The following is a 25,017-nucleotide window of genomic DNA, read 5'->3' as shown; positions in this document are numbered from 1 at the left end:
TATGAATGAGGCGGCCTAGATACTGATGCCGCGATGAGGCTCAGGCCATTCGTCGACGCGACATTCCCAAAATCGTCACTAAGGGCGGGAAGCGGACTTTGCGCATCGCAGCATGGCCAACGTCGGAGGTCGCCGAAGCGAAACTTCGAGTGGCATTGCCATTCAAATGTCTATGACTACGCGTCGCATCCGCCGCGTCATCAGTTCCCAAATAAGGGGTCAATCGTTTCCGCACCCAGAAAAGGACTTGCTACCACTCTCAAATGACTTTCAGGGATGCCGAGGTCCAGTTGAAAAACCTCTTTCGGGCGCTTTGGGTTGGGGTCAATTATCGTGACGCGAGGGACAGATACACGCCGAAGAAAAGCGTCCCTAAATAGGTCAAGGCTTTTTAGGTCCGTCTTGGGAAATGAATAGCCGATCACGAGCACCTCATCGCAAATTTCCAGAGCTTCGCTTGCCTTGCGCCAAAGCTTCTCGAACAAGCCGCCGAAGAACTGGTAGCTCTTCTCCTTTACCGGTGGGATGATCAACGGCATCGAAGGAAGACCCTGCTTCCCTGCTTGTCCTTCTGGCATCCATGGCATTTTGGGCTGAACCTTAACAATGGCGTAGCCCTCAGGAGCTGAGCGACCTGGAACATCAGTCAGATTGGGTGGGTAGTAGCCGTAAGTCATTGGGGCATAGCCGTCTGCATATCTGCCCGCATGTGTCGCGTAGGGACGCGTAGCATGCTCATAGACAAATAATGAGTCCGCCGGAAGCCCGTGCGTCAGAACCAGTTCCTCGCCCTCGTATATCGGGTGAGCAGTCAGCCAGTTCACCGAGCCATGTAATTTTATTATCTTATTGGACGAAGACTTTACATCTGGAATGACCCAACCATCGCGGAATATTCGATGTGGGGCAATTCCATATCCACTATCAGGCACCCAGTCAGTCGCACTCATCAGTGCACGATCCATAAGAGTGTCCCAGTTAAATGTCAGAACAACATCTTCTGGCTGAAGAGAATTCGCAAGATCGATATGACTTTGCGATATTGGACCATTGGCGATCTCATTCAGTGTTGTCGCGAAAAGAAATATCAATTGATTATAGGGCTTTGAAAGGACTATGCGATCGTAGCTTCCTATTTCTTTTTCAACACTCGCCAATTTTGAAGCAATCTCACTATGTATCTCTTCGATATCCACGCCTGCTTCGAGGTAGGCATCTGTGTCCGTGATGCCCTTCTGCGACTGAAGGTAGTCGATTAGCCCGTCACGCAAAACCCAAGGGTTAGCCGCTGCGTCCAATTTGAAGAAGGTAGGAAAAAAATCATTGGCGATTGGCATCCTTTGCCCAGTTGGCGAAGCGCCATAGCTCTTCGATGCCCCAGCTCCCAGCAAAATGACTCGCATTCCTTGGCCTAACTATTTTGAATTCAACTAAGAAGATCTATTATCAGAACCGCACCCAGCGGCCAATGGTTTGGTGCCCTTTGCCGACACATACCTTAGACGAAAGTTATGCGACTGAAAACACAGGGATGACATGGAGACTGAGACAAGTCGAGGGAATTCGTAGGTCTAGCCTGGTCCAGGAGGGAGGGTTTCTCGCGATCATCCGTATGAGGGTTTCCACCAACCCTAATAGAACGAAGCGGACCTCAGTTCATTCCACCCCATGGCTGCTTTGGGCCAAGATATCAGATCGGTTCTCCATCAATGAAAATATGCCTAGATGTCATGGCAGCACCAGGTTCCATCCTAACGCGTCGGTTCGGCATCGCACGAAGGAAATCCGCCACATCCTCCAGAGAGTTTAGCCAGACCGGATTCATTGTTTGCCCTGGCTCGAAGCATTCAAAGAAATGCCCTCCGTCTCGGGGGTATCTCTCGGCAGTTTTTGTCACCTTGCCATCTTGAATCTTTTCAATTCTGCTCACCACCATCTTTACTCGTTACATTAAGCGCCATCTTGTGCGTTATTCCATTAATGCGTCTTAACGCAAAGAGGATATCGAGCCATTGATCAGTGGCCACTATCGGAAAGGTGCGTCGCAATCATCCGAGCTGTTCTCTATGTCCGGTCAGGACCAAGAACGACCATTGTTGATCGTTCGGCTCGCCATCTGTCGGGTCATTGTGCTTTAAAAGATGTGATCAGAACTCCGATGTATCTACCGCCAAACCTCATACCAAGTATGAGAACAGCCAAGACTGGGAGTTTTCAAGTACCAAATCCTCTAGGGGCGAGGTTAAATTTGTGTCCCCTTTGGCGGTGTGAGTCTGCGACTATTTTCGCCCGTTGGGTAGTGAATGAATCCTTCGCCTCCAAACTTGTCAATCTCCATTATTGGATACAATGTCTGCTCATAATCCAGGAGAGGCCTTCCAAATAGGCTGATAGGATCAGAGGAATTTTTCCTCACTGCATATGGCAGGTAATTTCTATGTCTATACACTTTGACAACTTGCGGACTTCCCCCAATAGGAGAAGACTGATCCTGCTTGCCTAGGATCTCACTAAGCGCTTCTAAGGGCTGGTAATTCAACTCCGTCCTCTGTTTGTCGAGGATTATCCCGAGCCCTTTGAAATACTCCGCTTTCTTGTCGCCTGCGAAGCCGACCGTAGCTTCGACGCCACCACTTCTAATGCCTCCAAGGTGGAAGGCTTGATATCTATCAGATTTAGTGTCGTATCTTATCGACCGCCCATAGAACTCTCCGGTGACAAAATCGTATCCGGCAAGTAGGAATTCCGTCATATGGAACTGAGCCAATAACTTGTCATCAACAAGTGTTCGGAGCTGATTAACGATGGCGACGAAGTCTTTTGCAAAGACAGAAATGGGAGCGGCCCCATTGGAGAACCTTGGGTAGTTCCTCACCATTCTCTGAAAATGAAAGATGCAAGGAAACGCGAAGTCAGTACTTCCCGCAAAAGAAATGCAAAAATTTGGACCATCTATGGGAAAAATTTTCTGAGCACAGTCCCAGCGATAACCGGCCGAAAGCCTGCTGTCAGACGCGAATAATATCTCATCAATTCCTGCGAACTTTCTTTGCCAAACAAGAGAGATTGTCATGAGCCAAGGGTATCCAATATTACATTAAACGCCAAGAAGTGAGTCGCGCACATTCTCAGCCGCAAATTTAACCGCTTTCAGCTGACGACCCACTCGGCGGACTGCATTCCTGTTGGAACAAAGTTGAAACTCAACTGGAACGCAAGCACTTACGTTCGCCGAACCAGCATGGGACAAAATTAGCAGTCCGATGAATCTGTTACGTTGCATGTGGTCTCTCCCCCATTCTTGATGCTCGGCACCAGCCAAACTGGAGCAACCCTCGCATGCAGAATGCAGTGGGAGAGGCAACACGCACAGTCAGCTCACTCAGCGATCATTGGGTCTAAAATATCGCCGCTGCGCCGCAGCGAGGTCACTTGATGAAGGACGGCTATGGGCCGGCCTCGCCTGTCGTGGCCAGCCGCAAGGCTGAGGGCTCCAACCTGGCGGTTGCTGTGCCGCAGCATGTCTCTCCGAGCCCATCGCAGACGTTCGACTAAGTCGCAGCATGCCACAGTGCTTCGCAGTTGCAGCGGAGCTGGCGGCCCAGAGCCGACGGTCGACCGCGAGATATGCTGCATAGCCGCATTCCCGTGAGCCGACGTTCGACAAATGTCGCAGAAAGCCGTCAGTGGGAAGGTCGGCGAGAACGCGCCGCGGTGATCTGCTATGCGGATGAAGCGTTCGCTTGCAGCAGCAGAGCCAGAACCATATTTACCGAAGCTTGATCGTCCGATTAGGGGGGATCCTCGCAGATGGCAGCTCAGTGTGGTAGCGCTTCAAATTGAAAATATCAGCCGTTGGAGCGTTCCAATTGTGAGTAAGGTAGTGCGGTAGAATTTGGATTATGATGTTAAATAAGTGTGCTGATATGATTGATAACCTGAGTTGCCCCCGACGCGAGCAGATTGCCAGAAGCGCCAGCGAGGGCAGTTTTCACATGAGCTACAAAACCACGAATCTTCCCTTTGTCCGGAGACGCTAAAGCAAGCTCTCTGGTTAGATTGTCTATAGCTTCTGAAAGGCTGTCATCAGCTCCAGATTTAATAAGCTCGCGCGATTCTCTTTGAAGGATCATAGCAAGCTCCAAAGCCTCAGCAATGTTCGACCCGGCTATGCTGATATCCCCTGACGAATTTCCAGCGCCAAAATTCCCAGCAATTGTTCCAACTGGGCCAGAGAACGTAATGTTCGTTGTGGCACGTGCGGCACTTTCTTTTTCTCTAGTGCTAAAGGACATCCCTTGGCCTACTATACCTTGTTTTTCCATTTCAATCGCCCAATCTAATATCTTGCCGCGGACTCGGTCCAATACCGAAGATATGGCAGCCACAGGAAACCTCGTCCCCATGGCCACATATGCAAAGGATTTATCCCCTAGAATTTTCGGAACACTCTCTGGCGACATGAACATCGTAAAACTCCCTGTGCTGCCAGAAGATTTCGCCTCAAGAAACATCGCCTCAAGTGTAGCTACAGAGCCGCCCAAGTTCCTTTCCTGGAGCATAGCTATTATCGTAGGATCACCACCAATCGGGTGCCATCCATGCATTACATGTTTAGCGACAACCTGCCCTGATACTCTGCGATATTCTGGCACATCACTGCCATCTTCATAGCCATCCAACTCTTTGCTGACCCAATCCTCAATGACAGGAAGACTGAGTCGATGGGCAGCTACTTTGACCATTCTAAGCAACTCTGACAAGCTTCTCGTATTTGTAATGGCTCCCTCTAGAATTTCTCCAATCAAACCGCCTGCATTGCTTTGCTCTGCCAATTTTACCTCCATAAACACTAATTTTTAGTCGGCCGATCCATCAGCTTTTAGGTATATGACCGGCGATTGGCCCTTTCCACCCACGTCAGGGGCCGGCTACTTTTTTTCCGTTCGGAAGGGTTAGCAATCGTTTGCCCCACGGAAAGCTATTCCGTGGGACAGATTGCACACCTGGGGTGCTCAGGTCTAGGGTGGGATCGGCAAGTGTTCCTGCCAAAATGTTCACCCGGAGTTCTTTTATTTATCTGGATTTCTACTCCTTAACGACTGCGTGGAGGGAGCGCTACGTCGCAGGATGCCTTTTGGACTGGCCAACTGTTGCGGGCCTAGACTCGCGTTTCGCCTGCGAGGAAGAGCTGTTGCCACACTGCGGTCGAACATCGCTGATGGTCTCCGAGCAACATGCCGCGGCACAGTAAGCGCAGCAAAGATTCACCCATTATGATACCAATGCGGGACAAAACTTTCGGGCAGTTTCATTCAGGCCTAACAATACGAGAGCACCTAGCCTGCGGAAGGTGCCGTATATGCACTATGTTTAGGGTCCTGTCCTGCGATCTGAGTGGAGAAAGACGAGCGTTCGCCGAGGGTTGCGAACTACTCTTTGCTGGGGAGAAATCTGCTACATGTTAGAGCGTGATCAGAAGCGTTACAAATTTCAACTCCGGGACAGGTCGGCCCTTAGGCAGATTCAAGAGTTTCAACGCTCAAAACCAGCTGACGTGCATAAGTCCTAGAAGCCTCAAGCACAGCACGTTTGGACACGCCGACGAGTAAGTAGATCACATGGATGGCAGCGATACCGCTTTGGGTTATTAGCTTCCCATCGCTCACCGACATAAACTGAGGCTGGTATCGATAAATTGCGTACGCGGCGATCACAGTACTTAGGTTAACCGCAATTCCAAACCATTTGAGCCCCCACATATTTCGGCGGAAACCGTAGGAGATGTTCTCACCTAGCAGGACGTGGAAACGCTCCTTGTCCCGCGTGTTTTCTCGCAGCCATCGGGAGCACGCATTGTAGAACTCCTTCGCGCCGTCCGTATCAGCAGTTTCCTCCGCCGCAGACGGGACCTGTCGGTTGATCTTTGCGGCAAGAAAGGCACGGTATTCTGCCTTGGACACCTCGTCGAATAGACTGTTGTCTGCCCGAGTGAGTTCTGAGATGTATGGGCGTCCACCGGTTGCACTAAAAAGCTGCCGCTCCTTACGTAATCCTGCCCGTCGGGCGAGATCCGCGCCTGCGAATAGCAAGACGCCGATGCCGACTGAACTAATTATCGCTGGGATGTTTGGGGCGGTCCAGTTGCCTGCCAGCAGAAGCAGGGTGAGTGCCGGAACAACGGCAATCACTGCAGGGAAAAGTCGCGCCCGAACCACATAGGCATCAAGCAAATCCATTTCAGATACCTCTTTCGTTCCAGATAGCGTGATTTCCGCTACTTCATTATGGCCGGCGGGAACCGTCGAAAGCCGTATTCGGGTAGAGCGATCACTGCATTTTCTACGCCAGGCGACTCTGCAACGTGCCAATATCAAAATGGCTTTCGCCACTTGCCGCTTGAAGCATCTTATCGGCGCTTTCAGCACCCATATTTCCCTCCGTCGTCAGGGAATCTCTGCCCGCGAGCATCACGCTGAGTTGACCGCAATCACCGGCAATCGCCATCAGGGCGGGAACGCCCTCGCTTTCCAGCTCATCAGTCAGCCAGCATAGCTGCTGGATATCCGTCGAACTGGGGCGCGTCGATGAGCCCCGTGGGTGGGAATGCCATTCGCCCACATAGCGGATCTGATGCAAGGAGCGCTCCGTTGCCTCCTTAACGGCGGCGGCAAGGCCGGACACGCCGCGCTCAAAAGCGGTGACGCTGCCAGAGCTGTCCCTCGGCGCCGGCAGAGCTGAAACGATGTGGATGGAGCGACGACCTGTGTCGGTGATCCCAAGTAGTACGCCGCCGGTTTCATGCGGCAGGCATTCTGTGCGCAGTGCCGCGACCTGCCCGGCAAAGCCCTCGTCATAGGTTACAGTCCAACTGCCGAACATGATTTTTTGGATCGGCAGTGCCGGCGCTTCCGTCAGGCTGACGCTGTGATCGTTGGCGAGGGTCCAGACGCGCACAGCTGCGTCATCGCCGGAGAGCGCGTCCACAATGGCTTGAGATGCAATAGCGCTCATCTGCGCCGCCCGGCTGGCAGGAATGCGGTTGGTCGCTGCTCGGCAGGAGCCGCTGTAGCGTACGCCGCTTTCTGCTTGCAGGTGATGCGCGAGCTCAGGGTTAGCCTGGATCAGCGAGTGGTATTGCGCTTCGAGGTCATGCAAGGTGAGCCCGCAATCATGTCCTTCCGCTAGAAGGATCACCGCTGTCCCCGCTGGGTTGAAGAAAACCGACAGGCGCCGCGCACCCGTATGCGGCAAATCGGCGAGCCGGCGCGACACGGCAACGGAAGCAGAGGCGTCGATAATTACATCCGCGTTGGCTATCGCTTCCTCCAGATTCGCCGCGAGTTCAATTGGCGGGTGGAGAAAGTCTGCCTCCAAAACGGTGACAGGGTCGTCGATCAAGGCATGGATACGATGCGCAAGCCCGTCGACCTTGGGGCGACCAACATCGATGGGATACAGGGCGTGACGGGCAAGGTTATGCGGCATCAGGTGGTCGTCGTCGATGATCGTCCACTGAAACCGGCCCTCACGTGCCAAGTTGATGGCTACCTGAGACCCCAGAGACCCTGCGCCGATAAGTACACAGCGGCGGGTGTCGGGCTGGGTCTGCCCGCTGATCGTCGCGCCGGCCGCCCGATCAAAATCCAGATGGACGTCCGCGGGCTCAATAGCGAGATTGGGGATGATCGTGTCGGTGGCCGCGCCGACCATCCGAACATAGCCGCTTCCGGAGCCTACGTTGCTCTCGTTTCGTGCAAGAGCGCCGAGGGCGATACCGAGATCTCCGGCGGTATCGTGGGTGATGAATGCGCGCAGGTCATCGACGTGTCGACCATCATGACTAGCGACCGGAAAAGCGATGACAAGCGCAATACGTGCCTGAAGACGCCGGACGGCTGCGGAGTCCACGCCAGCCCACTCTATGACGCGTTTACGCAGTTCTGTGACAAGATCAATGCCGCACGCATGCAGCTGTTGCGCGAGCGCGTCGAGTGCCTGCGGAGCGTGTTGCAGCCGTCGCATGCCTTGGGGGGCTGCGCGCAAAGGGATAACCGCGAACATCGGCTCATTCTTGTTGTCGCCGTGCTTTACGATTTCGGTGACAATGATTGTCGCATGCTCGCTGCGCATATGTCCGACCAATTCGGCAGGATTATTGGCCTGTATCAGAGCAGCTGTCGGGAGAATGATCTTGGCGGGGTTGTGGAAGAAGAGGGGCTCCAAGGGTTGCGCTGTATCATGAAGCTCGCCGCGGGCGGCTTTCGCGAGCCAAAGCTGGACGCGACGCATAAATTCAGCCGGCGTGAACGTAAGTTGCGCTTCTGCCCACGGCCGGTCGTCGACACATAGGGCGCGCGGCATCCCGTCCGGCGTCCAGTTCTGGTGCATGGTTTCGGGGAAATCAGGGCGTAAAGCCAGAACTGCCGGCTGCATTCCCTTCGCTCCGCAGACCAGTGCCAGAGGTTCCACACCGCGGACAGGAGCGGCTAGGTCCTGTGGCCGTTCAACCTCAACTTCGAGGTGAAGAGCGGCGACTGCACCATCATCGGTTTGCCGTGTTCCGACGAGAGTGACGGCCGGCGCACTGCCAGAAAGGACGTACGCAATGATCGCCCGTGCGTCATCGGGCGTCACCGCATCCGGTGCCACCGGCTGCCCGAACACCGACCACCAAGGATGGAGTGCCACTGTCATTCTCAACCCGCCCGCGCCGGCGTGGCGATGATGCTGGCCGCGCCGGCCACAGCCGAGACAGTCAGGAGTTGCGCGCCGCGGCTCGTCACCTCAATGCTCATCGGCTTCGGATGAGCCGCCGTCGGCGATTCCATCGTCACCTTGAACGAGCCGTCGGCGCGACGTGCGACTGCTTTGTAGTAATTGCCGGCCTGGCGGTGGGGGGGCTGGACATCGGCATCTTCGAGGGTCCCCTTAAGAGGCATCGGCTTGCTGGTAGAAACCATGATGTGGCGATCACGCCCCTGCGTTTCGCAAAGCCACTCGACATGTTCGGTGGGTTGGGTCTCATCCTCACCCTTGGTCCAGCCAATCGCCGTGTAGGAACAGTGATGAGGGACCTTGAAAATGTCCCACAGCAGGCGGTCTTCATGCCCGTGGCGCTTGGTGGTCAGGACAATCTGATCGATAGAGTCGGCGTGAATATCAGACATAAACAGCGCATAGGTCTCGCGACCGCCCTCAAGGAAGGTGGCCTGGAAGACGATGCTGTCCTGGTTCCGGTCAATAATCCCGTTCTCATTCTGACGCCAGCCGAAGGGGCTATGAATGAAGAATTCGGCCCGTTCCGGGCCGAACTTGGAAAAGCCGGGAACGTATTGGCCGGCGTCGGTAATCAGGTGCGCGCGGGACTCAAGGGAAAGCCCCTGCTTCGCCAGCCAGTCGGCCAGCTTTTTCGGACGGGAGAAGACACGGATGCCGTAGCCTTGCCGCAGCCGATGCCGTGCTTCCTGCCGGACAATTCGGGCGCTGTCGTCACAGCCGTCTTCGAGGATAGCGGCAGCCGGCACCCAAAGTTCCTTGATCTTGATGCGGCCCTCGCCCTGGTATTTCGCGGCGTGGTCGAGCCAGAAGAAATCTCCTGTTCCGCAGCAGTGGTCGTCGTCCAGATGCGTAAAGCAGACAACGTCATAGTTGTCCCTGTTGGCGGCTCTGAGGTCCGCCTTGAGTTCAACAGGAAGGTCAATCCGCTTGTCATAGGGGTTATTGTCATTCCTCATATCGGCATAGTCGACCAGCATCTTCTTGCCGTCAGAAAAATCGATCCTGGTGCAGTCGGCATTGCCAAGCGGGTGGAAGGTCAGCTTCGCAGTCATGTTCCTTAGTCCTTGTGATTGTGAACCCCGCACAGCAGAGCAGAACCGCCCCTGGAAGCGGCTCTGCGCCGTTAGCCCTTCGGCGGGAAAGGGTCGTTGCCGTAAGAATTGGAGTCCCGGATGCGACCGTCCGGACGGTGGATGATGACCTCTCCGCGTTCGCGAACAGCGGTTCCGCGCGCCGCCTTCGTTGCATCGGCCTGCGTATCGTGGGTCGATCCAACTCGAGTGGCACCTTCGCGGCGTGTCGCCCAGCCCTCCCTGTGGGGAACTACGTGAATCCTTTTCGACATTGTTGGTCCTCCGACTGATTCCGGGCATCACGCCCTATCACTATGGATTCCCAATCCATCTCCGAGTGTCAACTATTAATCACTCGTATATGTTTGTATTATGCACACCTTGTTTGTGATGTTGACATCCGTGTGGGGAGGGCGCAAACATGACACATGGCAGGCGATGCACTCTACAGGGCTTTTGGAAGCGCGGTTTCGACCCGGCGGAAGGCGCTTGACCTCACGCAGGCGGACCTGGCGGGTAAGGTGAATATGTCGCGCGCTTCGATCGCCAATATCGAGAGTGGTCGACAGAACGTACTGTTGCATCATGCTTACGCGCTCGCTGCTGCGCTCGATTTTGCCAAGGTGTCAGAACTGTTACCGCCGATGCCGCAAAAACCTTTAGGGGAGGAGCTGAAGATGACGCTTTCCAATCAGACGCTGTCCAGGAAAACGCTTTCGCAAGACGCCGAAGCTCAAGTCGCCGACCTGATTTCATCCGCATTGCAGCCGCGACGCGGTAAGTCCTGATCATGGCTGACGCGGATACCGAACGTGCGCGCAGATTTGCACGCTCGATTTTGCAAGAGTTTGGTGTGTCGACGCCGCCAGTCCCGGTGGATCGAATAATCAAGTCTCGAAAGATCGCTCTCCAATACGCGCCTCTTGATGAAGACCTATCGGGCATGGCTTACATCAAGGAGGGCGTAGGTATCATTGGAGTGAATGCGCTTCACCACCCCAACCGGCAGCGCTTCTCGGCAGCCCATGAGCTTGGCCATCACGTGCTGCACGCTTCTGAGATCAGTCGGGCCGTCCATGTAGACAAGGGCATCCGTGTTCTGTTTCGGAATGATGTTTCGGCTCTCGGAACAGAGCCAATGGAAGTCGAAGCAAATGCGTTTGCTTCGGAACTGCTGATCCCGGAAGATCTTTTGGCAGCCGCGTTAGAGGGAGAGGGAGTAGACCTCGAGGATGAGACTGCGATCGAAGCGTTAGCACGCCGGTTCAGAGTAAGCCCGGCTGCGATGCGCTTTCGGCTTACTCGTTGGTAGAACGCCCGTGAGCTTTGTCTTCTTCGATACCGAGACGACAGGGCTTAGGCGCGGGTTTGATCAGATCATTCACTTCGCGGCTATTCTTACCGATGCAAATCTTAATGAGGTGGCGCGCTTCGAAACCCGCTCGCGCCTGCAACCGCATGTACTTCCTCATCCCTTGGCGATGCATGTCAACGGGCTGCCCATTGAACGGCTGATCGACACCAACTTGCCGTCGCACTACTCGATGGTAGGGGATATTCGCCGGACCCTTATGTCGTGGAGCCCGGCCATCTTCGTTGGCTTTAATTCTATCCGCTTCGACGAAGAGATGTTGCGGCATGCACTCTTTCAATCCCTATATCCTGCCTACTTGACCAGCAATCATCGCAACTGCCGAGCTGACGCCCTTAGCCTGGTGATGGCAGTTAATGCTGTGTCGCCCGAACGGCTTGTTGTTCCAATCGGCGAGGAGGGGCAGCGGACATTTCGTTTGCATCATCTGGCTTCGGCGAACGGCGTCGCCCATAATCACGCGCATGACGCCATGTCTGACGTGCTTGCTACGGTCGAGCTGTGCAGGCTGGTATATCAACGGTCACCGGAGTTGTGGCAGCGGTTTGTTCGCTTTTCGAACAAGGCGGCCGTTGCGGATTTCGTTGAATCGGAAGATGGCTTCGTACTAACCGAGTTCTTCGGCGGGCGGGCCTATCACGCTCCGGTAGTCTGTGTCGGTGTAGATCCTGACCAAGCCAACGGCAGGATTTGTCTGCGCCTTAATCAAGATGTCGACCAACTTGCTACAATGAGCGACACAGAACTGCAGGCCTATCTATCTCAGAAGCCCAGTCCGATCCGCCGGTTCAGGGTCAATGCATCGCCTACGCTTACCGCATTCTTCGATGCTCCAGAGGACATGTTGGATGGCGGGTTGATCGATCACATTGAGAACCAAGCTCGGCGTGTGAAAGCGGACGCACATCTATGTGCGCGGATACTCGCCGCGTATGTCGCCTCCCGAGAGCCATATCCACTGTCGCCTCACCTTGAGGAACGAATCTACAACGGTTTTCCAGGACCGGATGACGAGCGGCGCATGAGGGATTTTCACCAAGCCTCATGGCCGGACCGCCTCGCTATCGTGCAAGGCTTGGAGGACGAGCGCCTGCGGTGGTTTGGGTTGCGCTTGATGTACTCTGAAGCCCGCGGAGTTCTTCCACCAGTGTTAAAGGTGGAGATAGAGCATCGCTTGGCAGAACAACTGCTGGGAGACGGGTCCGGTTGCCTCACATACGACCTAGCTTTAGCCGAAACGGAAAAGCTTACAACAGGAGGGACAGACCACGATGATCGGCTCTTTCGATACAGCGCATATTTGCGGGATCGTAGTGCGAGAGCTGCGACCTTGAGAGAACAGAAGAACCTTCGAGGGGCGGTCTGAATTGCGATAGTAGGGCAGCCCGGTCAATTCTCGCAAAGCTTGGTTGTGCCCGCCGCCGTGTGCATAGATCAGGAAGGCCGAGGTCAATAGCGGCAATCCAAGGTGCAAGCATACGAGGAACGGGATGCTGTCGCCCGCCTAGTTCGAACGGCAGCAGAAGATGAGACGCGAAGGCGTCTAAGAAACTCGGGGCTACTCTGGAATGCCCCCACTGAAGTGGTCCACCGTTATTCTTAGGAAACGGAGGATCGAGAATGGCAAACAAGCGTCCAAAGCCGGAAGAGATTGTCTCGAAGTTACGGCAGGTTGAGGTTCTGATGGGGCAAGGTCTGTCCCGTCTTGATGCGATCAGGCGGATCGGTGTTGTCGAACAGACCTATTACCGATGGCGGAAGCAATACGGTGGGATGGGCGTGGATCAGCTGAAGGAACTGAAGCGACTTCAGCAGGAGAATGAGAGGCTCAGGCGTGCGGTATCAGACCTGACGCTGGACAAGCTGATCCTGACTGAGGCCGCCAGGGGAAACTTCTGAGCCCCGCTCGCCGCCGGGCCTGCATCGATCATGTCCGGGGTGAGTTGGGCGTTTCCGAACGTCGGACCTGCCAGGTGCTGCGCCAGCATCGCTCCACGCAGCGCAAGTTGCCGAGGGGCCAAGCGGACGAGGACCGTTTAGTCGCCGACATGATCGCGCTGGCCCGGCAATATGGCCGCTACGGCTATCGCCGGATTGCGGCTCTGTTGCGGGATGCCGGATGGCAGGTGAACGACAAGCGTGTCTCGCGGTTATGGCGGCGTGAGGGGCTAAAAGTGCCGGTAAAGGGTAATCCTCCCCGTTTTAACGGGGTGCAGAAGTAGACTTCAGGCAGCCATCTTCAGTTTCTGGGCGGGTGTGATGCCGCCGATGCCCATGTTGGGGCGCTCATTGTTGTAAGTCCATAGCCAGTCGGTTGCGATCTCCTGCGCCTCCTCGATGGTTTCAAAGATGTATAGGTCCAGCCATTCATTGCGGACTGTCCTGTTGTAACGCTCGACGTAGGCGTTCTGCTGTGGTTTCCCAGGCTGGATGTGGTTGTGGGCAATGCCCTGCTTCTCGGCCCAGATCATCAGCGTGGAGCTGATGTATTCAGGGCCATTGTCTACCCTGATGGCCAGGGGCTTTCCGCGCCACTCGATGATCTGATTGAGGGACCGGACCACCCGCTCGGCCGGGAGCGAGAAGTCGACCTCAATGCCGAGGCCCTCACGGTTGAAGTCGTCCAGCACGTTCAAGAGGCGGAATTGACGGCCATCGGCCAATCGATCAGCCATGAAGTCCATTGACCAGACCGTGTTCGGCGCGTCAGGGACGCTAAGCTCTTCAGGCTTGTCACGCTTGATCCGCCGCCGCGGCTTGATCCGCAGGTTCAGTTCCAACTCGCAATAGATCCGATGGACGCGCTTGTGGTTCCAAGGATGCCCTTGGACGTTGCGCATGTGCAGGAAACATAGCCCAAAGCCCCAGGTCCGGTGCACCTTGGTCAGCCCTTCCAACAGGTCCGCGATAAACTCGTTCTCGGCATCGCGCTTCGGGCTGTAGCGAAAGCAGGTCTCGCTCACGCCAAAGGCCCGGCAGGCCAGCGCGATGCTGACCCCCTTCGTCGCCACAGCCTTCTCGGCCAGCTCCCGGCGTTGAACTGGCCGTGTCATTTTTTTCCTAGTGCTTCCTTGAGCAGTTCGGCCTGCATGCTCAGGTCCGCAAACATGCGCTTCAACCGCCGGTTCTCGTCCTCAAGCGTCTTCATCTGGCTCATCATGGACGCGTCCATGCCGCCATACTTCGAGCGCCATTTGTAAAAGCTCGCTGTGCTGATCCCATGCTCGCGGCAAAGTTCAGGCACGGCCACGCCGCTCTCGGCCTGACGAAGCACGGCCATGATCTGCGGCTCGGTGAAACGGCTCTTTCTCATTCGAATCTCCTCAGCTCACGCTACGAGAAAATTCTACTTATGCAGCCCCTTAACCATGGGGAGGATTACCCGACAATTCCGCTCCCCATGCAAACTGTCGAACGACGCTACAATAGGCTCGAATGTCGGTGATAGGCTCGGAGCAACATGCTGCATCACAGCAACCCGCAGGTTTGGCGGGCTCGGCCTAGCCGGGCCGCACCGAGCAAGGACGGCCCATGGAGGGCGATTGAGCCCACTCCTCGCTGCAGAGCGACGATCCCTAGAGCAGTCGCTCAGGCGGTGCCGGAGCAAAAAATAGCCGCCGCAACGGCATTCAGAAATCGACACTTAGCGCTCATTCGTAGAAACTACGGTTGTCAACCTTTAGCTCAATGTCCTCTGAGTGCATTTCCATGGGTTTTGCAGCGCGCGAAAAAACAGTCGCCCTATAGGGGTATGAATCACCGATCCGTGCCCCGATGTCATTTCTGACGTCTGAATTGGACCCATACTGAAGCTCGACATCAACTTCTCCAGTAACTTCATAAACAACCTGCTCCGCGTCAAGTTTTATAACTTTGACTTTATCTATGAAGTGACCGTCCACCATAGTATGTGTTGAGAGTTCATCGAGTTCTTGAATAGTTTCAGAAATTAAATTCTCAAAAACGGCATGATGCATCGTTTCCTCGACTCTTTCCTCAAGATCCGAGCGTGCATCAACAGTTGCGTTCAGGAGATTCAAAATTCCTCGTATAACATCGCTTAAGAGTTGGCGAACTTCCTTTCCTTTGAAAAGGATTGTTCCAGCTCGGACATGCGTAGCCTTGTTTAGATTGTCGAAGGCATCTAGGAGCGGGTCGACATAGTCGGAGATTACGAGATTCAAGTCTTTCTCGACAAAGTCGGGAGGCAAACCAGCATGCACAATAAAATGCGCTTTTTGCCGCCTCGTTACCGTCTTTGTATCCTTCGCTTGTTCAAACCATGTGCACTTTCGAACATCCGCGTCAGGAGCGAGCGAATGCAGAATATGGCCAAATATTTCCCTGAGCGCGCTAGCAACAAGATTGCCCCTTATAGGGTTTGATTTGTCGCGCGCAACGCGCCATGCACCTTCAAGCAATGCTTTTAAAAAAGAATCCCTAGGAAATTTTTCGGTGAGCTTCTCACGCAACTCATTTACGGGTTTCCAGTTTGACTTTTTCGCCTCCAAAATTTGTCCCACCTGTATACTTTTTATGCAGCAGCCTGTTAAAAGATGTCCTCAACGTTGCGGAGCTCCCCTAAAGCCGCAAGTCAATTGGAGTTTTCTCAGTCAGGCTGTGGCATCAGGTTCACGAACTCCTGGATCGGAACAACCCCGTAAGCGTTGCAGAGGTAGAAAAGCTGTAGGCCGACCGATTTTCGCAGTGCCGCTAGCGCGCCCTGAAACCGCAACCAATTGGGATCGTTTCCGTCGCAACGCAGCGTCAACAAGTCTAATTCTTCCACTTGGATGAAGAAGGCCAAGATGGTTTTCCTAAGCGATTGAAGCACCTGATCTAATGCACCTCCTTGAGGCAGACCCTTTCGCATGTCGCCCAATCTGACGCGAAGCCGATCAAGAGATTGGCGAACCCGATCAGGGAACTCCGCGTCAAATGCCTCCCAAAGCGCACGATGGTCCTCAAATTCTGCAACTATGTCTTTTGCAAGCTGGGGTTCTTGCCGCCGAGTTTGGAGAAGGACGAGGCTCTGCGCATACCCTTTCGTGCGCACTTCGGCGACTAGGGTCTCGTGGTCGCTCTTCCACTGATGGAGAATTGCGGGCGTGTACGGCGCAGTATCTTTATCGACGATGTCACCGCATTCCCTGCAGAGCCACAAGCCGTTTGCTATGTGCTTGCGCTGCTGCGGGGTCTGGCTCGCATCATATCGCGGCCCATTACTCGCGGCGGCACATAAGTGAGCGGCATGGCCAGTTTTCAAACTTTTCTGCGGATCAGAATGTGGTCCGGTTGTGAGCTTTCTACAGTCAGGATTCGAGCAGAAGTGCGCCGCTCTTTCTGCGAGGATTCGTTTGGTGCTGAGTGAGAACTCATCTCGTACCCCCATGACCTACTCCTTTAACCGCTCTGTTGGCGGTTCGATGTCATTCTTGTCATTCTCACTGCCGTGAAACGCAGTCTCTGTTTCTAGCGGCAATTTAAACGTGTCAACATGTGCCGGATCAGTTACCTTTCTACCTAGGGAGATGTCTATCCTGGGCCTCGTTGCGTTCTGCGTGAATGTCCGCTCTTTCAAGATTCTGCGGCGGCCATGCCGCACCACCGTCAAACCGCTTTGCGCCCATATCGACGTTCTTCCAACCCCACAGCGCGGGTGGTGTTCTCGCCTTGCTGAGCAACGGATAGTTGGATGGACAGCCGCCGAGGCAATAGGCATGGTCGTCTTTCTGCCTAACACAGATTAATCTTCATGCCCGCACTTCCCCTTCGTCCGGTTCCGGCTCCACGCGAGACGGTTTTCTCATTTCTGTCGCGATTCGCGGCGATGAACGCCGCGACGGCGACTGATATCGCAGTGGATCTCGGATTCGGGATGAAGCGGTTCGCTCAGTTCGAGCAAGCTGCGCTCAATCGGCTGTGTGAAACGGCAGCGCTCGACCGTCAGGCGCTCCATAATCTGCAGTCTTGGACAGGAACGCCAGTGGGCGATGCCTGGATGGAGTTCCGGCAAGAGCGCTTCCCCTCAAAGGCGGTGCGCAGCCCCGTCATGCGCGGTTGCCCGATTTGTCTTCGCGAGGATGCAAAGGTCAACCCGAACGATCCAGTCTCGGCGATGGTGATGCGCGGCGACTGGTTGCTGCGCGATGTTACCATCTGTTGCCATCACGAGCACGAGCTGGTGCCACTTTGGCAGGAAGGAAAGCCGGAGAAGCGTTTCGATAGCGCGGCCCATCTCCGCGATCTCGCGTCCACGATCATTGCCGGAGAGTTTGACCAGCCTCGACGAGCACCCTCACCATATGATCTCTGGCTCGATGCGCGTTTGACGACGGGAGAAGACCCGACGTGGCTTGCTGAACATGGCCTGTTTGTTGCGACGACCATGTGCAACCTACTCGGGGAGTTGCTGATCCGCGACAATGCGGCTCAAGCAGAAAGCCCGACCGACCTTCAGGCAAGAGCCCAAGCTGCCGGATTCGAGGTGCTATCCAAAGGAGAGACCGCGCTTCGGGCGGCATTCAAGGCTTTGGCTGCCTCGACCACGTCAAAATGGGTCTCGCTCCGGGGGGCCTATGGCAGGCTTTATGACGGGCTAGCCGATTACCTCAAGAACGATGGCTTCGATCCATTTCGGAGCATCCTGCGAGAATGTATTCTGGAGACTTGGCCATTCGCAGTTGGGGATGCGGTGTTGGGCCAAACCCTGTCGACGCGGCTTCTTCACACCCCGGCCTCTGCTGCTATCGAAATCGGGACAGACAAGAAGCTTGTAGAGATGTGCCTGATTGACGTGGGCGCTGTCCCGGAGGTTGATCCCAGGCCACCTGCGTTGCAAACCTTCAGCGCGCCGGAATATGACAGCTTCCTGAAGGAGATACCGTCGCTGGTTGGCGTGCCGGAGATGAGGGACGCCATTGGCGCAACGGCGATTCAGCTCAAGGCGCTGTCTGACGCCGGAATACTTCGCCCCTTCATCCGTCACCCTAAGGTGAGATCGCCTTGGCGGCTTTCCGATGGCTTGGCGCTGCTGGCCGAATTCGATGCTGTGGCAACTCCCTTGAGCCCACCTTCGACGAGTTGGGAGCAACTCCAGCTGGCAAGCCGGCGCTCGGGCCTGAACGTTGGAAACCTGGTCGCTGCCATTCGCAGCAAGCAATTGCAGCTTGGCCGCGACACCGGCCTTGAGGGTTATCGCAGCTACATGGTCCTGAAAGACGAGGTCGACCAGCTCACAGGCCGGCAGCCCCGTCGCCGCCGTCGCGACGAATCGCTTCCTGCCGGCGAACTTGCCTCGGACCATGCCGTGAAGCTGGGCATCTCCTTAAGGGCGTGGTTTCAAAAACTCTTCACCGCCGGGCATGTCTCGGCCCGGTGGGTTCCTCATCCGACCAATGGCACAGAGGTTCTCTACCTGACCAACGAAGATATCGCAGCGTTTCACGCGCGCTTCATGACGCCAATGACGATGCAGGCCGAATTCGGAGTGAGCTAGCAGAAATGTATGGTCGAATTGCGCAAGGCGGGCGTGCCACCATTCACAAAGGATGACCAGGAATTTGGCCCGCTCTATGAGCGCCGATACGTCGAGCCGATTTTGCGACCCAGCGAAGACTGACAAGACCTTGGTTCGGCCTCAACAGGTGGAACAACTATTTTGCTGATGAATCAAAAAGCCGACTTTTGTCGAAAAGTCGGTGTTTCGATGTCGGACGACACATTCATCGGGAAATTGGTCGGAGCGAGAGGATTCGAACCTCCGACCCCCTGCTCCCGAAGCAGGTGCGCTACCAGGCTGCGCTACGCTCCGACCGTGGAGTGGCGAGTACCCTTTGGGCGGGGGGAATGCAAGGGGAAAACTTCAGAAACTTTGTCCGGCACCCGGGGCTGCGCGGCCGGGTCGTTTCGGAGAGGTTTCAGAGCGGTTTCGCGGCGGGATCTGTGGTGCGGCGGGGGCCGGGCTCAGCGCCACAGCATGGTCCAAGGACGGGTCCCCCGCGCACCAACGGCAGGCAACCGCCAAGAGAGGCGCCAGCCGCCTGCCCCAAGTCAACTCCCCTGCCCTCGGCTCAGCGAGCGCCCTACGAGGCGATCAGGTCGCGGTATTTCTCGGCGACGCGGGCATTGGCCTCACGCAGCGGCGCGAAGATCTCGGTGAAGAGCGCGGCAAGCTCGGGCGTCATCTTGGCTTCGGGACCGACATTGACCGGCTCGGCCGAGATCTCGGTCTCGATCGTCGGGATCTCGAGGAAACGGCAGATGTTTTCCGTCGTCTTGCGCGGATCCGCCCACATGTCCTCGCACGAGATCAGGCGCACGCGATCGCGCCCGAAACCGGCAATCAAGTTCTCGACATGGGTCTCGGTTTCGGATTGCGGATAGATATTGGCCGAGCGCAGCAGCGTTTCCAGCTTGCCCGGATCCATCGCGGCCAGATCGGTGTTTTGGCCCGCAAAGCGCAGGTGGAACTTGGCATGGCTGAAGGCGCGCGCGACCGGATCGCGGAAGCAATAGGTCACGCGGACATCGTCAGCGAGCTCGCGCACCCGCTTCATGCCTTCGACCGGAATCGTGCAGGTGAGGTTCGAGAAATCCGCCGCCCATTGCCGGTCCTGAATGCCCTCGAACAGATCCTGATACCAATTCGGCGTATTGACCGGGCGCAGGTAATTCACCGCCCACCGCAGCAGATGCTGGTAGCGATAGATCGGACGGTCGAGCTTGCTGCCGTGCGCGACCAGACTTTTGGCCTTCTTCAGCCGCATCTCATCGCTGAGAATGCGAAAGGTGCCATAGGTCTGCGAGAGATATTGGATCTCTTTTTCAGGCGAAAAATAGATGTGCCGATGGGTCTTGAGGATCGAATAGAGATAGGTCGTCCCCGCCTTCATCTGACCGGCGTTGAGATAGAGTCGGTGCAGCTTTGTGCTCATCGTTTTTTCTGCCTGCTCGGGATCAAGGGGTTTCAGTTGCCGACGATTTGCGCGGCATAGGCCTCGACCGTAGTGGGTATCCAAGTTTTATTATCGTGCCCGGGCAGTAAGGCCAACCGGCTGGCCAAGGTTGCGGCATCCTGTCCCGGTTCGGCCACAACGACATTGGCATAGCCTTCCAGCTCGGCCAGCGCGCCCGAGCGGCGGATCAGGGTCTTGCCGCCAAGTGCCAGGATTTCACGCGCGGCGAGGCCGAAGCTTTCCTGCACATTGCTGGGCATGAGCATGACATCAATCTGCCCCAGCGCCTGCGCGGCATAGGTCCAATGATAGGGTGCGGCGATGGTGACGGCCTCGGTCGATTTGCGCGGATACCAAGGCGTGCCGATGGTGCGGCCAATGTCGAACAAAACCACATGCGTCTTCGCCGCCGGGTCCTCGGCCAAGGCCATGAAATCGCGCACGAGGCCCCAGCCTTTGGTCTCGCCCGGGCCGCCGACAAAGCCATAGACCGTCTTGCCCGCCGCATGGGCCGCCTGCCCCGGAGCGGGCGGCAAAGGCGCGTCTGACGGCAGGATCAGCTCGGCGCTGTCGGGGTTCGAGAGCACGCGGACGTTGTCCGGCTCGCGGCCAAAGATCTCGGCATAGCCCTTACGCAGGAACTCTGAGGGGAAGATCACTTCGCGGCAATGGTTCAGGATCTCCCAGTTCTCGCGGTAGACCTGATCGATCAACCCCGGATACCAGGCGCATTGACGGCAATTCGCCACGCCGATCGAGCGGGTGCAGCGGCTGCCATCCGGCAGGGTGCGAAAGCCCTGAATGCAGGACCAGAAAAAGTCATGCGCGACGATCTTGGTGCGCGACAGCCATTTGCGGTCGCGCAGGAAGTCCTGCACGCCAAGGCTCTGGGCGGCATGGACGACGATGAGATCGGGCTGCACCATCTCGGCCACTTCGGAAATCATCGAGCTGCCCAAGGGGCTCGAAAAGCGGTTTCCCCCGGTCGGGTAGATGTTGTTGAGCGCGACCGAACGACCGAAGGGCGTGTCCTCGACCGTCATCTCCTGCCGCGAGGCGGCGCGCGAGAGATAGATATTCGTGACATCATGTCCGGCCGCGACCAGCCCCCAGGCCAGCTTTTCGGCAACCACCGTCGCCCCCCCGATGGAATCGGGGAAGAAATGCAGGTTCAGGTTCAGGATCTTCACGCCGACCACTCCGTTTTCGACGCTTCGCAAGCCGGCAAACCGAACCTTTCGACGAAGAGATCGTGATAGCTCTGCCGCGCCGTTTGGGGGCCGTAGAGCTTATTCACGGCACGTTGCAGCCCGCGCACATAGATGTCGCGCGCCTCGAACACCGAACCGGCATAGGTGCCCGCCCCGCTCCAATCCTCGTGATCGACGGTGAGCGCGTGGCTGTTCAGTTCCTTGTGGATCTGCGCAAAGGCGCCGACCGGCGAAAAGATCGCCGTCGTCCCGGCCAAAGCCGCATCCATCGCGCGGATCGGCGTTTTCGAGGCATTGAACGGCGTGTCCGACAGCGGGATCAGCACGCAGCCCGCGCTGCCGATGCGTTGAATGTAATCGTCGTATTCCGCGAAAGGCAGGGTCTCGATGCGGCCACGCTGGAAACCGGCTTGCGTCAGCTCGGTCGCAGCCAGCGGGTTGCCCATGACCAGAATCGACCAGCTGTGATCGACCACCGCATCATAGCTGCGCAGGAAGGCCTTGAGCATCTCAAGCTCGCTGCGGATCGAGCCCGACGGCGTGGTATAGGCAAAGGTCCAGACCATGCCCTGTTCTGCAGCGTCGCAATCGCGCTCCAGGAAGTTCGGGATGACGTGGATCGGCTTGCCCGCCAGCCCATGCGCGGGGCGCTCGTAAAGCTGGCCAAGGAAATCGGTCGAGACAATGATCTCGTCGCAGAGCTGCGCGGTCGCCAGAAACTGATCGGCCAGCTGGCACAGGTTCTTGCCCTGATTGTCGGTGATCTCGCCCAGAATGCCGGATTTGCGCACGGCCTCGGCTCCGACGACCAGATCGTCGAATTCAAAGATCACGCGGATGCCTGCGGCCTTCATCTCTTCGATCTGCTTGGCGGGCACGACGGTGCGGTAGATGATGACCGTCCCGGCAAAGGGCAGCAGCGAGGCGACATGGCCGATCTCATCGGGGCGCACGAACTGCGCCTTGACCCCGATGCTCTCGAGAACGCGCAGCTTTTGATCGACCCGGTAATGGATGCATTGCCGGATCTGGAGATCCGAAATGATCAGCAAAAGCGGACGGGCGGTCGGCGCCTTGGGCAGAGTGCTGACCAGACGGATGATATCCTTGGCCGCGTCCGTGCGTCGGATCTCGCCGATGCGACGCTGCCCCATGCGGGCACGCAGCCGGGTCGAGATGAAGGCGGCCGAGCGTTTGAACGCATAGGCGCGTCCCTGCAATTTCGACGTGTCCTTGAAGACCCGGTAGTAATGCAGCACTTTGCGCAGGACTTCAGGCATATCCGAAGTGGGCTTTCTGGCTTGGTTGGCGGGAGGGCGCGAACGCATTCTCATACCGGGCAGTCTCGGCGCAGGCAATATGGCGGAATAGTCGGCGTCGAAATTGAGCGAGAATCGCCACATAGCGACAGCGACAACCGCGCCCCCTGCCCCGCGCGCTGTCAGCCCGGGCCCAATCTTGCCCCGACAGCGGTCGCACGTGCACCGGCGCCGCGCTCTCGCATCAGGATGTAAAGCCCCGAGGCGATGATCAGCGCCGAGCCAATCAGCGTCATGCCGTCCATGGTTTCGCTGAAAAAGAGCCAGCCATAGACCGAGGCCCAGATGATCTGGGAATATTGCATCGGCGCGACCACGGTGGCCTCGCCCAGCTGATAGGCCAGGATCATCAGGAAACCGGCACAAAGGCTCAGAAACGCGATCACCCCCGCCAGCGCCAGATGCGGCAGCTCCATCGGGCGATAGGTAAAGGCCAGCGACACGCCAGCCAGCACGAGATTGCCGAGAATCGGCCACAGCAGCAGAACCACCCGCCGCTCTCCCCGCCCAAGCTTGCGCAGCGCAATCGCCCCCATGGCGGTGCAGCAGGCCCCGCCGAACGCCGCCAGATGGGCGAACTCAAGCGCGGATTGTCCGGGACGCAGCACCACCAGCACCCCCGCAAGCCCGACCACGACCGCGCCCAGCCGATGCGGCCCGACCGTCTCTCCCAGAAAGGGGACGGTCAGCAGCGTGATCAGCAAGGGAGAGGCGAAAAGCAGTGCGTAGACCTGCGCCAGCGGCAGATGCGAGAAGGCATAAAAGCCGCAGATCATCGCGCCCATCGTCGAACAGGCGCGCACCGCGACCCAAAGCGGCTTCTTCGGGCGCAGCGGGCCGGGGGTCGGATCGCTCAGCAGCACGACCGACAGCAGCGGGAAGGACAACAGCGAGGTGAAGAAAAGGATCTGCAGGGCGGCATATTCCGCCCCGAGATGTTTGATGATCACGTCATGCGTCGTGTAGATGCCCATGCTCAGCAGGGCCACCAACGCGCCGCGCAGGTTGTCCCTCGCTGACACGGACTTACTTCAGCGCAGTCAGTGCGGCGAGAATCGCATCGCCCATGCCCGAGGTCGAGACCGGCACGCCGCCCTCTGCCCCCATGAGATCGCCGGTGCGCACGCCGTCAGCCAGCACTTTCTCGATGGCCTTTTCCAGCAGCGCGGCATTATCGCCTTCATTGTAGGAATAGCGCAGCGCCATGGCGAAGCTGAGGATACAGGCGATCGGGTTGGCCTTGCCCTGACCGGCAATATCCGGGGCCGAGCCGTGGACGGGCTCATACATGGCTTTCGGACGGCCATTCTCCATCGGCGCGCCAAGCGAGGCCGAGGGCAGCATCCCAAGCGAGCCGGTCAGCATCGCCGCCGCATCCGACAGGATGTCGCCGAAGAGGTTGTCGGTCACGATCACGTCGAACTGGCGCGGATTGCGCACCAGCTGCATCGCGCCGTTGTCGGCATACATATGCGAGAGCTCGACATCGGGATATTCGTTGTCATGGACCCATTGCACTTCCTCGCGCCAGAGGATGCCGGATTCCATCACGTTGGCTTTTTCCATCGAGCAGACGCGGTTGCCGCGCTTGCGGGCCAGCTCGAACGCGGCGCGGGCGACGCGACGGATTTCACCCGAGGTATAGCGCTGGGTGTTGACGCCGACGCGGCCGCCTTCATTGCCCGGGGTGTTGTCTTCGGAAATGCCACGCGGCTGACCGAAATAGACGCCCGAGGTCAGCTCGCGCACGATCAGGATATCAAGACCGGCCACGACTTCGCGCTTGAGCGAGCTGAAATCGGCCAAAGCGTCAAAACACTGCGCCGGGCGCAGGTTCGCGAACAGGTCCATTTCCTTGCGCAGCCGCAGCAGGCCACGCTCGGGCTTCACGCTGAAATCGAGATTGTCGTATTTCGGGCCACCGACAGCGCCCAGCAGGACGGCATCGACCTCTTGCGCCTTCTGCATGGTCGCATCGGCCAGCGGAATGCCATGCACATCATAGGCGGCGCCGCCGACCAGATCTTCGCTGATGTCGAAGCTGAGGCCCTTGTTCTCCTCAAACCAGCCGATGACCTTGCGCACCTCGGCCATGACTTCGGGACCAATGCCGTCGCCGGGCAGGATCAGGAGCGAATAGGTGGTCATCGTGGTCGTCCTCCGGTAAAAATATGCCAAAACCCGCGTAGCCCCGCGCCCCGGCAGCGTCAAGAGAGCGGTCAGAGGAAGCCGCGCCCGACCCGCTTTCCCATACGAAAACCCCGGCCTTCAGCGGTCTGCCCCGGATCAGCGACAGGGGCCGCC

Annotated in this window: 19 protein-coding genes, 1 tRNA gene and 1 pseudogene; 5 read left to right on the top strand and 16 right to left on the bottom strand. The window is 57.1% G+C overall.

From position 1 onward, the window contains the following. Nucleotides 1-200: 200 nt before the first annotated feature. From JCM7686_RS01195 to JCM7686_RS23785, 7 genes are all read right to left on the bottom strand, one after another. A complete protein-coding gene (locus JCM7686_RS01195; protein ID WP_041527041.1) occupies nt 201-1,337 on the bottom strand; it encodes a hypothetical protein in 1,137 nt (378 codons plus the stop codon). A gap of 905 nt (nt 1,338-2,242) precedes the next feature. Beyond that, on the bottom strand, nt 2,243-3,073 hold the full coding sequence (locus tag JCM7686_RS01190; protein WP_020949040.1) for an Ntn hydrolase family protein: 831 nt from the start codon (nt 3,071-3,073) through the stop codon (nt 2,243-2,245). Nucleotides 3,074-3,908: 835 nt separating this feature from the next. After that, a complete protein-coding gene (locus JCM7686_RS24255; protein ID WP_148292562.1) occupies nt 3,909-4,835 on the bottom strand; it encodes an AbiTii domain-containing protein in 927 nt (308 codons plus the stop codon). 681 nt (nt 4,836-5,516) lie between these two features. Beyond that, the gene (locus JCM7686_RS01185) at nt 5,517-6,239 is read right to left on the bottom strand and encodes a hypothetical protein (RefSeq protein WP_051201494.1); all 723 of its coding nucleotides are present in this window, start codon (nt 6,237-6,239) and stop codon (nt 5,517-5,519) included. 103 nt (nt 6,240-6,342) lie between these two features. After that, on the bottom strand, nt 6,343-8,697 hold the full coding sequence (locus JCM7686_RS23790) for a ThiF family adenylyltransferase (RefSeq protein WP_084621007.1): 2,355 nt from the start codon (nt 8,695-8,697) through the stop codon (nt 6,343-6,345). Nucleotides 8,698-8,699: 2 nt separating this feature from the next. Next, entirely contained in the window at nt 8,700-9,833 is a 1,134-nt protein-coding gene (locus JCM7686_RS01170; RefSeq protein WP_041527037.1) for a ComEC/Rec2 family competence protein, read from the bottom strand. A 71-nt stretch (nt 9,834-9,904) separates the two neighbouring features. Continuing rightward, a complete protein-coding gene (locus JCM7686_RS23785; RefSeq protein WP_084621006.1) occupies nt 9,905-10,126 on the bottom strand; it encodes a DUF2188 domain-containing protein in 222 nt (73 codons plus the stop codon). A gap of 156 nt (nt 10,127-10,282) precedes the next feature. Between JCM7686_RS23785 and JCM7686_RS01165 the strand changes: the two genes are divergently transcribed. The 4 genes and pseudogenes from JCM7686_RS01165 to JCM7686_RS23780 form a co-directional block, all read left to right on the top strand. Continuing rightward, the gene (locus tag JCM7686_RS01165; protein ID WP_020949033.1) at nt 10,283-10,642 is read left to right on the top strand and encodes a helix-turn-helix transcriptional regulator; all 360 of its coding nucleotides are present in this window, start codon (nt 10,283-10,285) and stop codon (nt 10,640-10,642) included. Nucleotides 10,643-10,644: 2 nt separating this feature from the next. Further along, complete coding sequence (locus JCM7686_RS01160; RefSeq protein ID WP_020949032.1) at nt 10,645-11,166, top strand: ImmA/IrrE family metallo-endopeptidase; 522 nt, start codon at nt 10,645-10,647, stop codon at nt 11,164-11,166. 7 nt (nt 11,167-11,173) lie between these two features. Beyond that, on the top strand, nt 11,174-12,592 hold the full coding sequence (locus JCM7686_RS01155) for an exonuclease domain-containing protein (RefSeq protein ID WP_020949031.1): 1,419 nt from the start codon (nt 11,174-11,176) through the stop codon (nt 12,590-12,592). Nucleotides 12,593-12,846: 254 nt separating this feature from the next. Further along, a pseudogene (locus JCM7686_RS23780) lies at nt 12,847-13,412 on the top strand (IS3 family transposase); the annotation flags it as partial. Between the two features lie 39 nt (nt 13,413-13,451). Here JCM7686_RS23780 and JCM7686_RS01140 read toward each other — a convergent pair. The 3 genes from JCM7686_RS01140 to JCM7686_RS01125 form a co-directional block, all read right to left on the bottom strand. Beyond that, nucleotides 13,452-14,539 (bottom strand): IS3 family transposase gene (locus JCM7686_RS01140; protein WP_148292561.1). Its coding sequence is split into 2 segments (ribosomal slippage): nt 13,452-14,278 and nt 14,278-14,539, totalling 1,089 coding nucleotides; the frame shifts between segments, so codons are not numbered across the junction. A gap of 337 nt (nt 14,540-14,876) precedes the next feature. Next, nucleotides 14,877-15,749 (bottom strand): pPIWI-associating nuclease domain-containing protein, encoded by an 873-nt coding sequence (locus JCM7686_RS01130; RefSeq protein WP_201769413.1) that lies wholly within the window; start codon nt 15,747-15,749, stop codon nt 14,877-14,879. Nucleotides 15,750-15,835: 86 nt separating this feature from the next. Next, nucleotides 15,836-16,618: a hypothetical protein gene (locus JCM7686_RS01125; protein ID WP_020949025.1), complete on the bottom strand. Its 783-nt coding sequence runs from the start codon at nt 16,616-16,618 to the stop codon at nt 15,836-15,838. A gap of 363 nt (nt 16,619-16,981) precedes the next feature. On the opposite strand from JCM7686_RS01125, the gene JCM7686_RS01120 reads away from it, so the two are divergent. Next, nucleotides 16,982-18,724, top strand: a complete 1,743-nt coding sequence (locus JCM7686_RS01120) for a TniQ family protein (protein WP_020949023.1) — start codon at nt 16,982-16,984, stop codon at nt 18,722-18,724. A 238-nt stretch (nt 18,725-18,962) separates the two neighbouring features. On the opposite strand, the gene JCM7686_RS01115 is transcribed toward JCM7686_RS01120, so the two are convergent. The 6 genes from JCM7686_RS01115 to leuB all read right to left on the bottom strand — a co-directional run bounded on the left by JCM7686_RS01115 (nt 18,963) and on the right by leuB (nt 24,861). Then, nucleotides 18,963-19,039: transfer RNA gene (locus JCM7686_RS01115), tRNA-Pro, on the bottom strand. Nucleotides 19,040-19,310: 271 nt separating this feature from the next. Next, nucleotides 19,311-20,162, bottom strand: a complete 852-nt coding sequence (locus tag JCM7686_RS01110; protein WP_020949022.1) for a sulfotransferase — start codon at nt 20,160-20,162, stop codon at nt 19,311-19,313. 32 nt (nt 20,163-20,194) lie between these two features. After that, entirely contained in the window at nt 20,195-21,373 is a 1,179-nt protein-coding gene (locus tag JCM7686_RS01105) for a glycosyltransferase (RefSeq protein WP_020949021.1), read from the bottom strand. Then, nucleotides 21,370-22,674 carry a hypothetical protein gene (locus JCM7686_RS01100; RefSeq protein WP_041527033.1) on the bottom strand — a complete coding sequence of 435 codons (1,305 nt, stop codon included), beginning with the start codon at nt 22,672-22,674 and terminating at the stop codon, nt 21,370-21,372. Before JCM7686_RS01100 ends, JCM7686_RS01105 begins: the two co-directional genes overlap by 4 nt. 161 nt (nt 22,675-22,835) lie before the next feature. Next, complete coding sequence (locus JCM7686_RS01095; protein WP_020949019.1) at nt 22,836-23,735, bottom strand: DMT family transporter; 900 nt, start codon at nt 23,733-23,735, stop codon at nt 22,836-22,838. Between the two features lie 4 nt (nt 23,736-23,739). After that, complete coding sequence (gene leuB, locus JCM7686_RS01090) at nt 23,740-24,861, bottom strand: 3-isopropylmalate dehydrogenase (RefSeq protein WP_020949018.1); 1,122 nt, start codon at nt 24,859-24,861, stop codon at nt 23,740-23,742. Nucleotides 24,862-25,017 lie beyond the last annotated feature (156 nt).

This window comes from Paracoccus aminophilus JCM 7686 (assembly GCF_000444995.1).
In the GTDB taxonomy this organism is placed as follows: Bacteria; Pseudomonadota; Alphaproteobacteria; order Rhodobacterales; family Rhodobacteraceae; genus Paracoccus; species Paracoccus aminophilus.
The sequence above is the reverse complement of the archived record's forward strand: the minus strand, read 5'-3'. Positions and strand labels throughout refer to the sequence as shown.

Bases quoted from the DNA above. Each gene is read 5' to 3' on its own strand.
- JCM7686_RS01125 (WP_020949025.1), bottom strand. From the start codon at position 16,618: ATGGGGGTACGAGATGAGTTCTCACTCAGCACCAAACGAATCCTCGCA.
- JCM7686_RS01170 (WP_041527037.1), bottom strand. From the start codon at position 9,833: ATGACTGCGAAGCTGACCTTCCACCCGCTTGGCAATGCCGACTGCACC.
- JCM7686_RS23790 (WP_084621007.1), bottom strand. From the start codon at position 8,697: ATGACAGTGGCACTCCATCCTTGGTGGTCGGTGTTCGGGCAGCCGGTG.
- JCM7686_RS01110 (WP_020949022.1), bottom strand. From the start codon at position 20,162: ATGAGCACAAAGCTGCACCGACTCTATCTCAACGCCGGTCAGATGAAG.
- JCM7686_RS01160 (WP_020949032.1), top strand. From the start codon at position 10,645: ATGGCTGACGCGGATACCGAACGTGCGCGCAGATTTGCACGCTCGATT.
- JCM7686_RS01165 (WP_020949033.1), top strand. From the start codon at position 10,283: ATGGCAGGCGATGCACTCTACAGGGCTTTTGGAAGCGCGGTTTCGACC.
- leuB (WP_020949018.1), bottom strand. From the start codon at position 24,861: ATGACCACCTATTCGCTCCTGATCCTGCCCGGCGACGGCATTGGTCCC.
- JCM7686_RS23785 (WP_084621006.1), bottom strand. From the start codon at position 10,126: ATGTCGAAAAGGATTCACGTAGTTCCCCACAGGGAGGGCTGGGCGACA.
- JCM7686_RS01185 (WP_051201494.1), bottom strand. From the start codon at position 6,239: ATGGATTTGCTTGATGCCTATGTGGTTCGGGCGCGACTTTTCCCTGCA.
- JCM7686_RS01120 (WP_020949023.1), top strand. From the start codon at position 16,982: ATGCCCGCACTTCCCCTTCGTCCGGTTCCGGCTCCACGCGAGACGGTT.
- JCM7686_RS01195 (WP_041527041.1), bottom strand. From the start codon at position 1,337: ATGCCAATCGCCAATGATTTTTTTCCTACCTTCTTCAAATTGGACGCA.
- JCM7686_RS01100 (WP_041527033.1), bottom strand. From the start codon at position 22,674: ATGCCTGAAGTCCTGCGCAAAGTGCTGCATTACTACCGGGTCTTCAAG.
- JCM7686_RS01190 (WP_020949040.1), bottom strand. From the start codon at position 3,073: ATGACAATCTCTCTTGTTTGGCAAAGAAAGTTCGCAGGAATTGATGAG.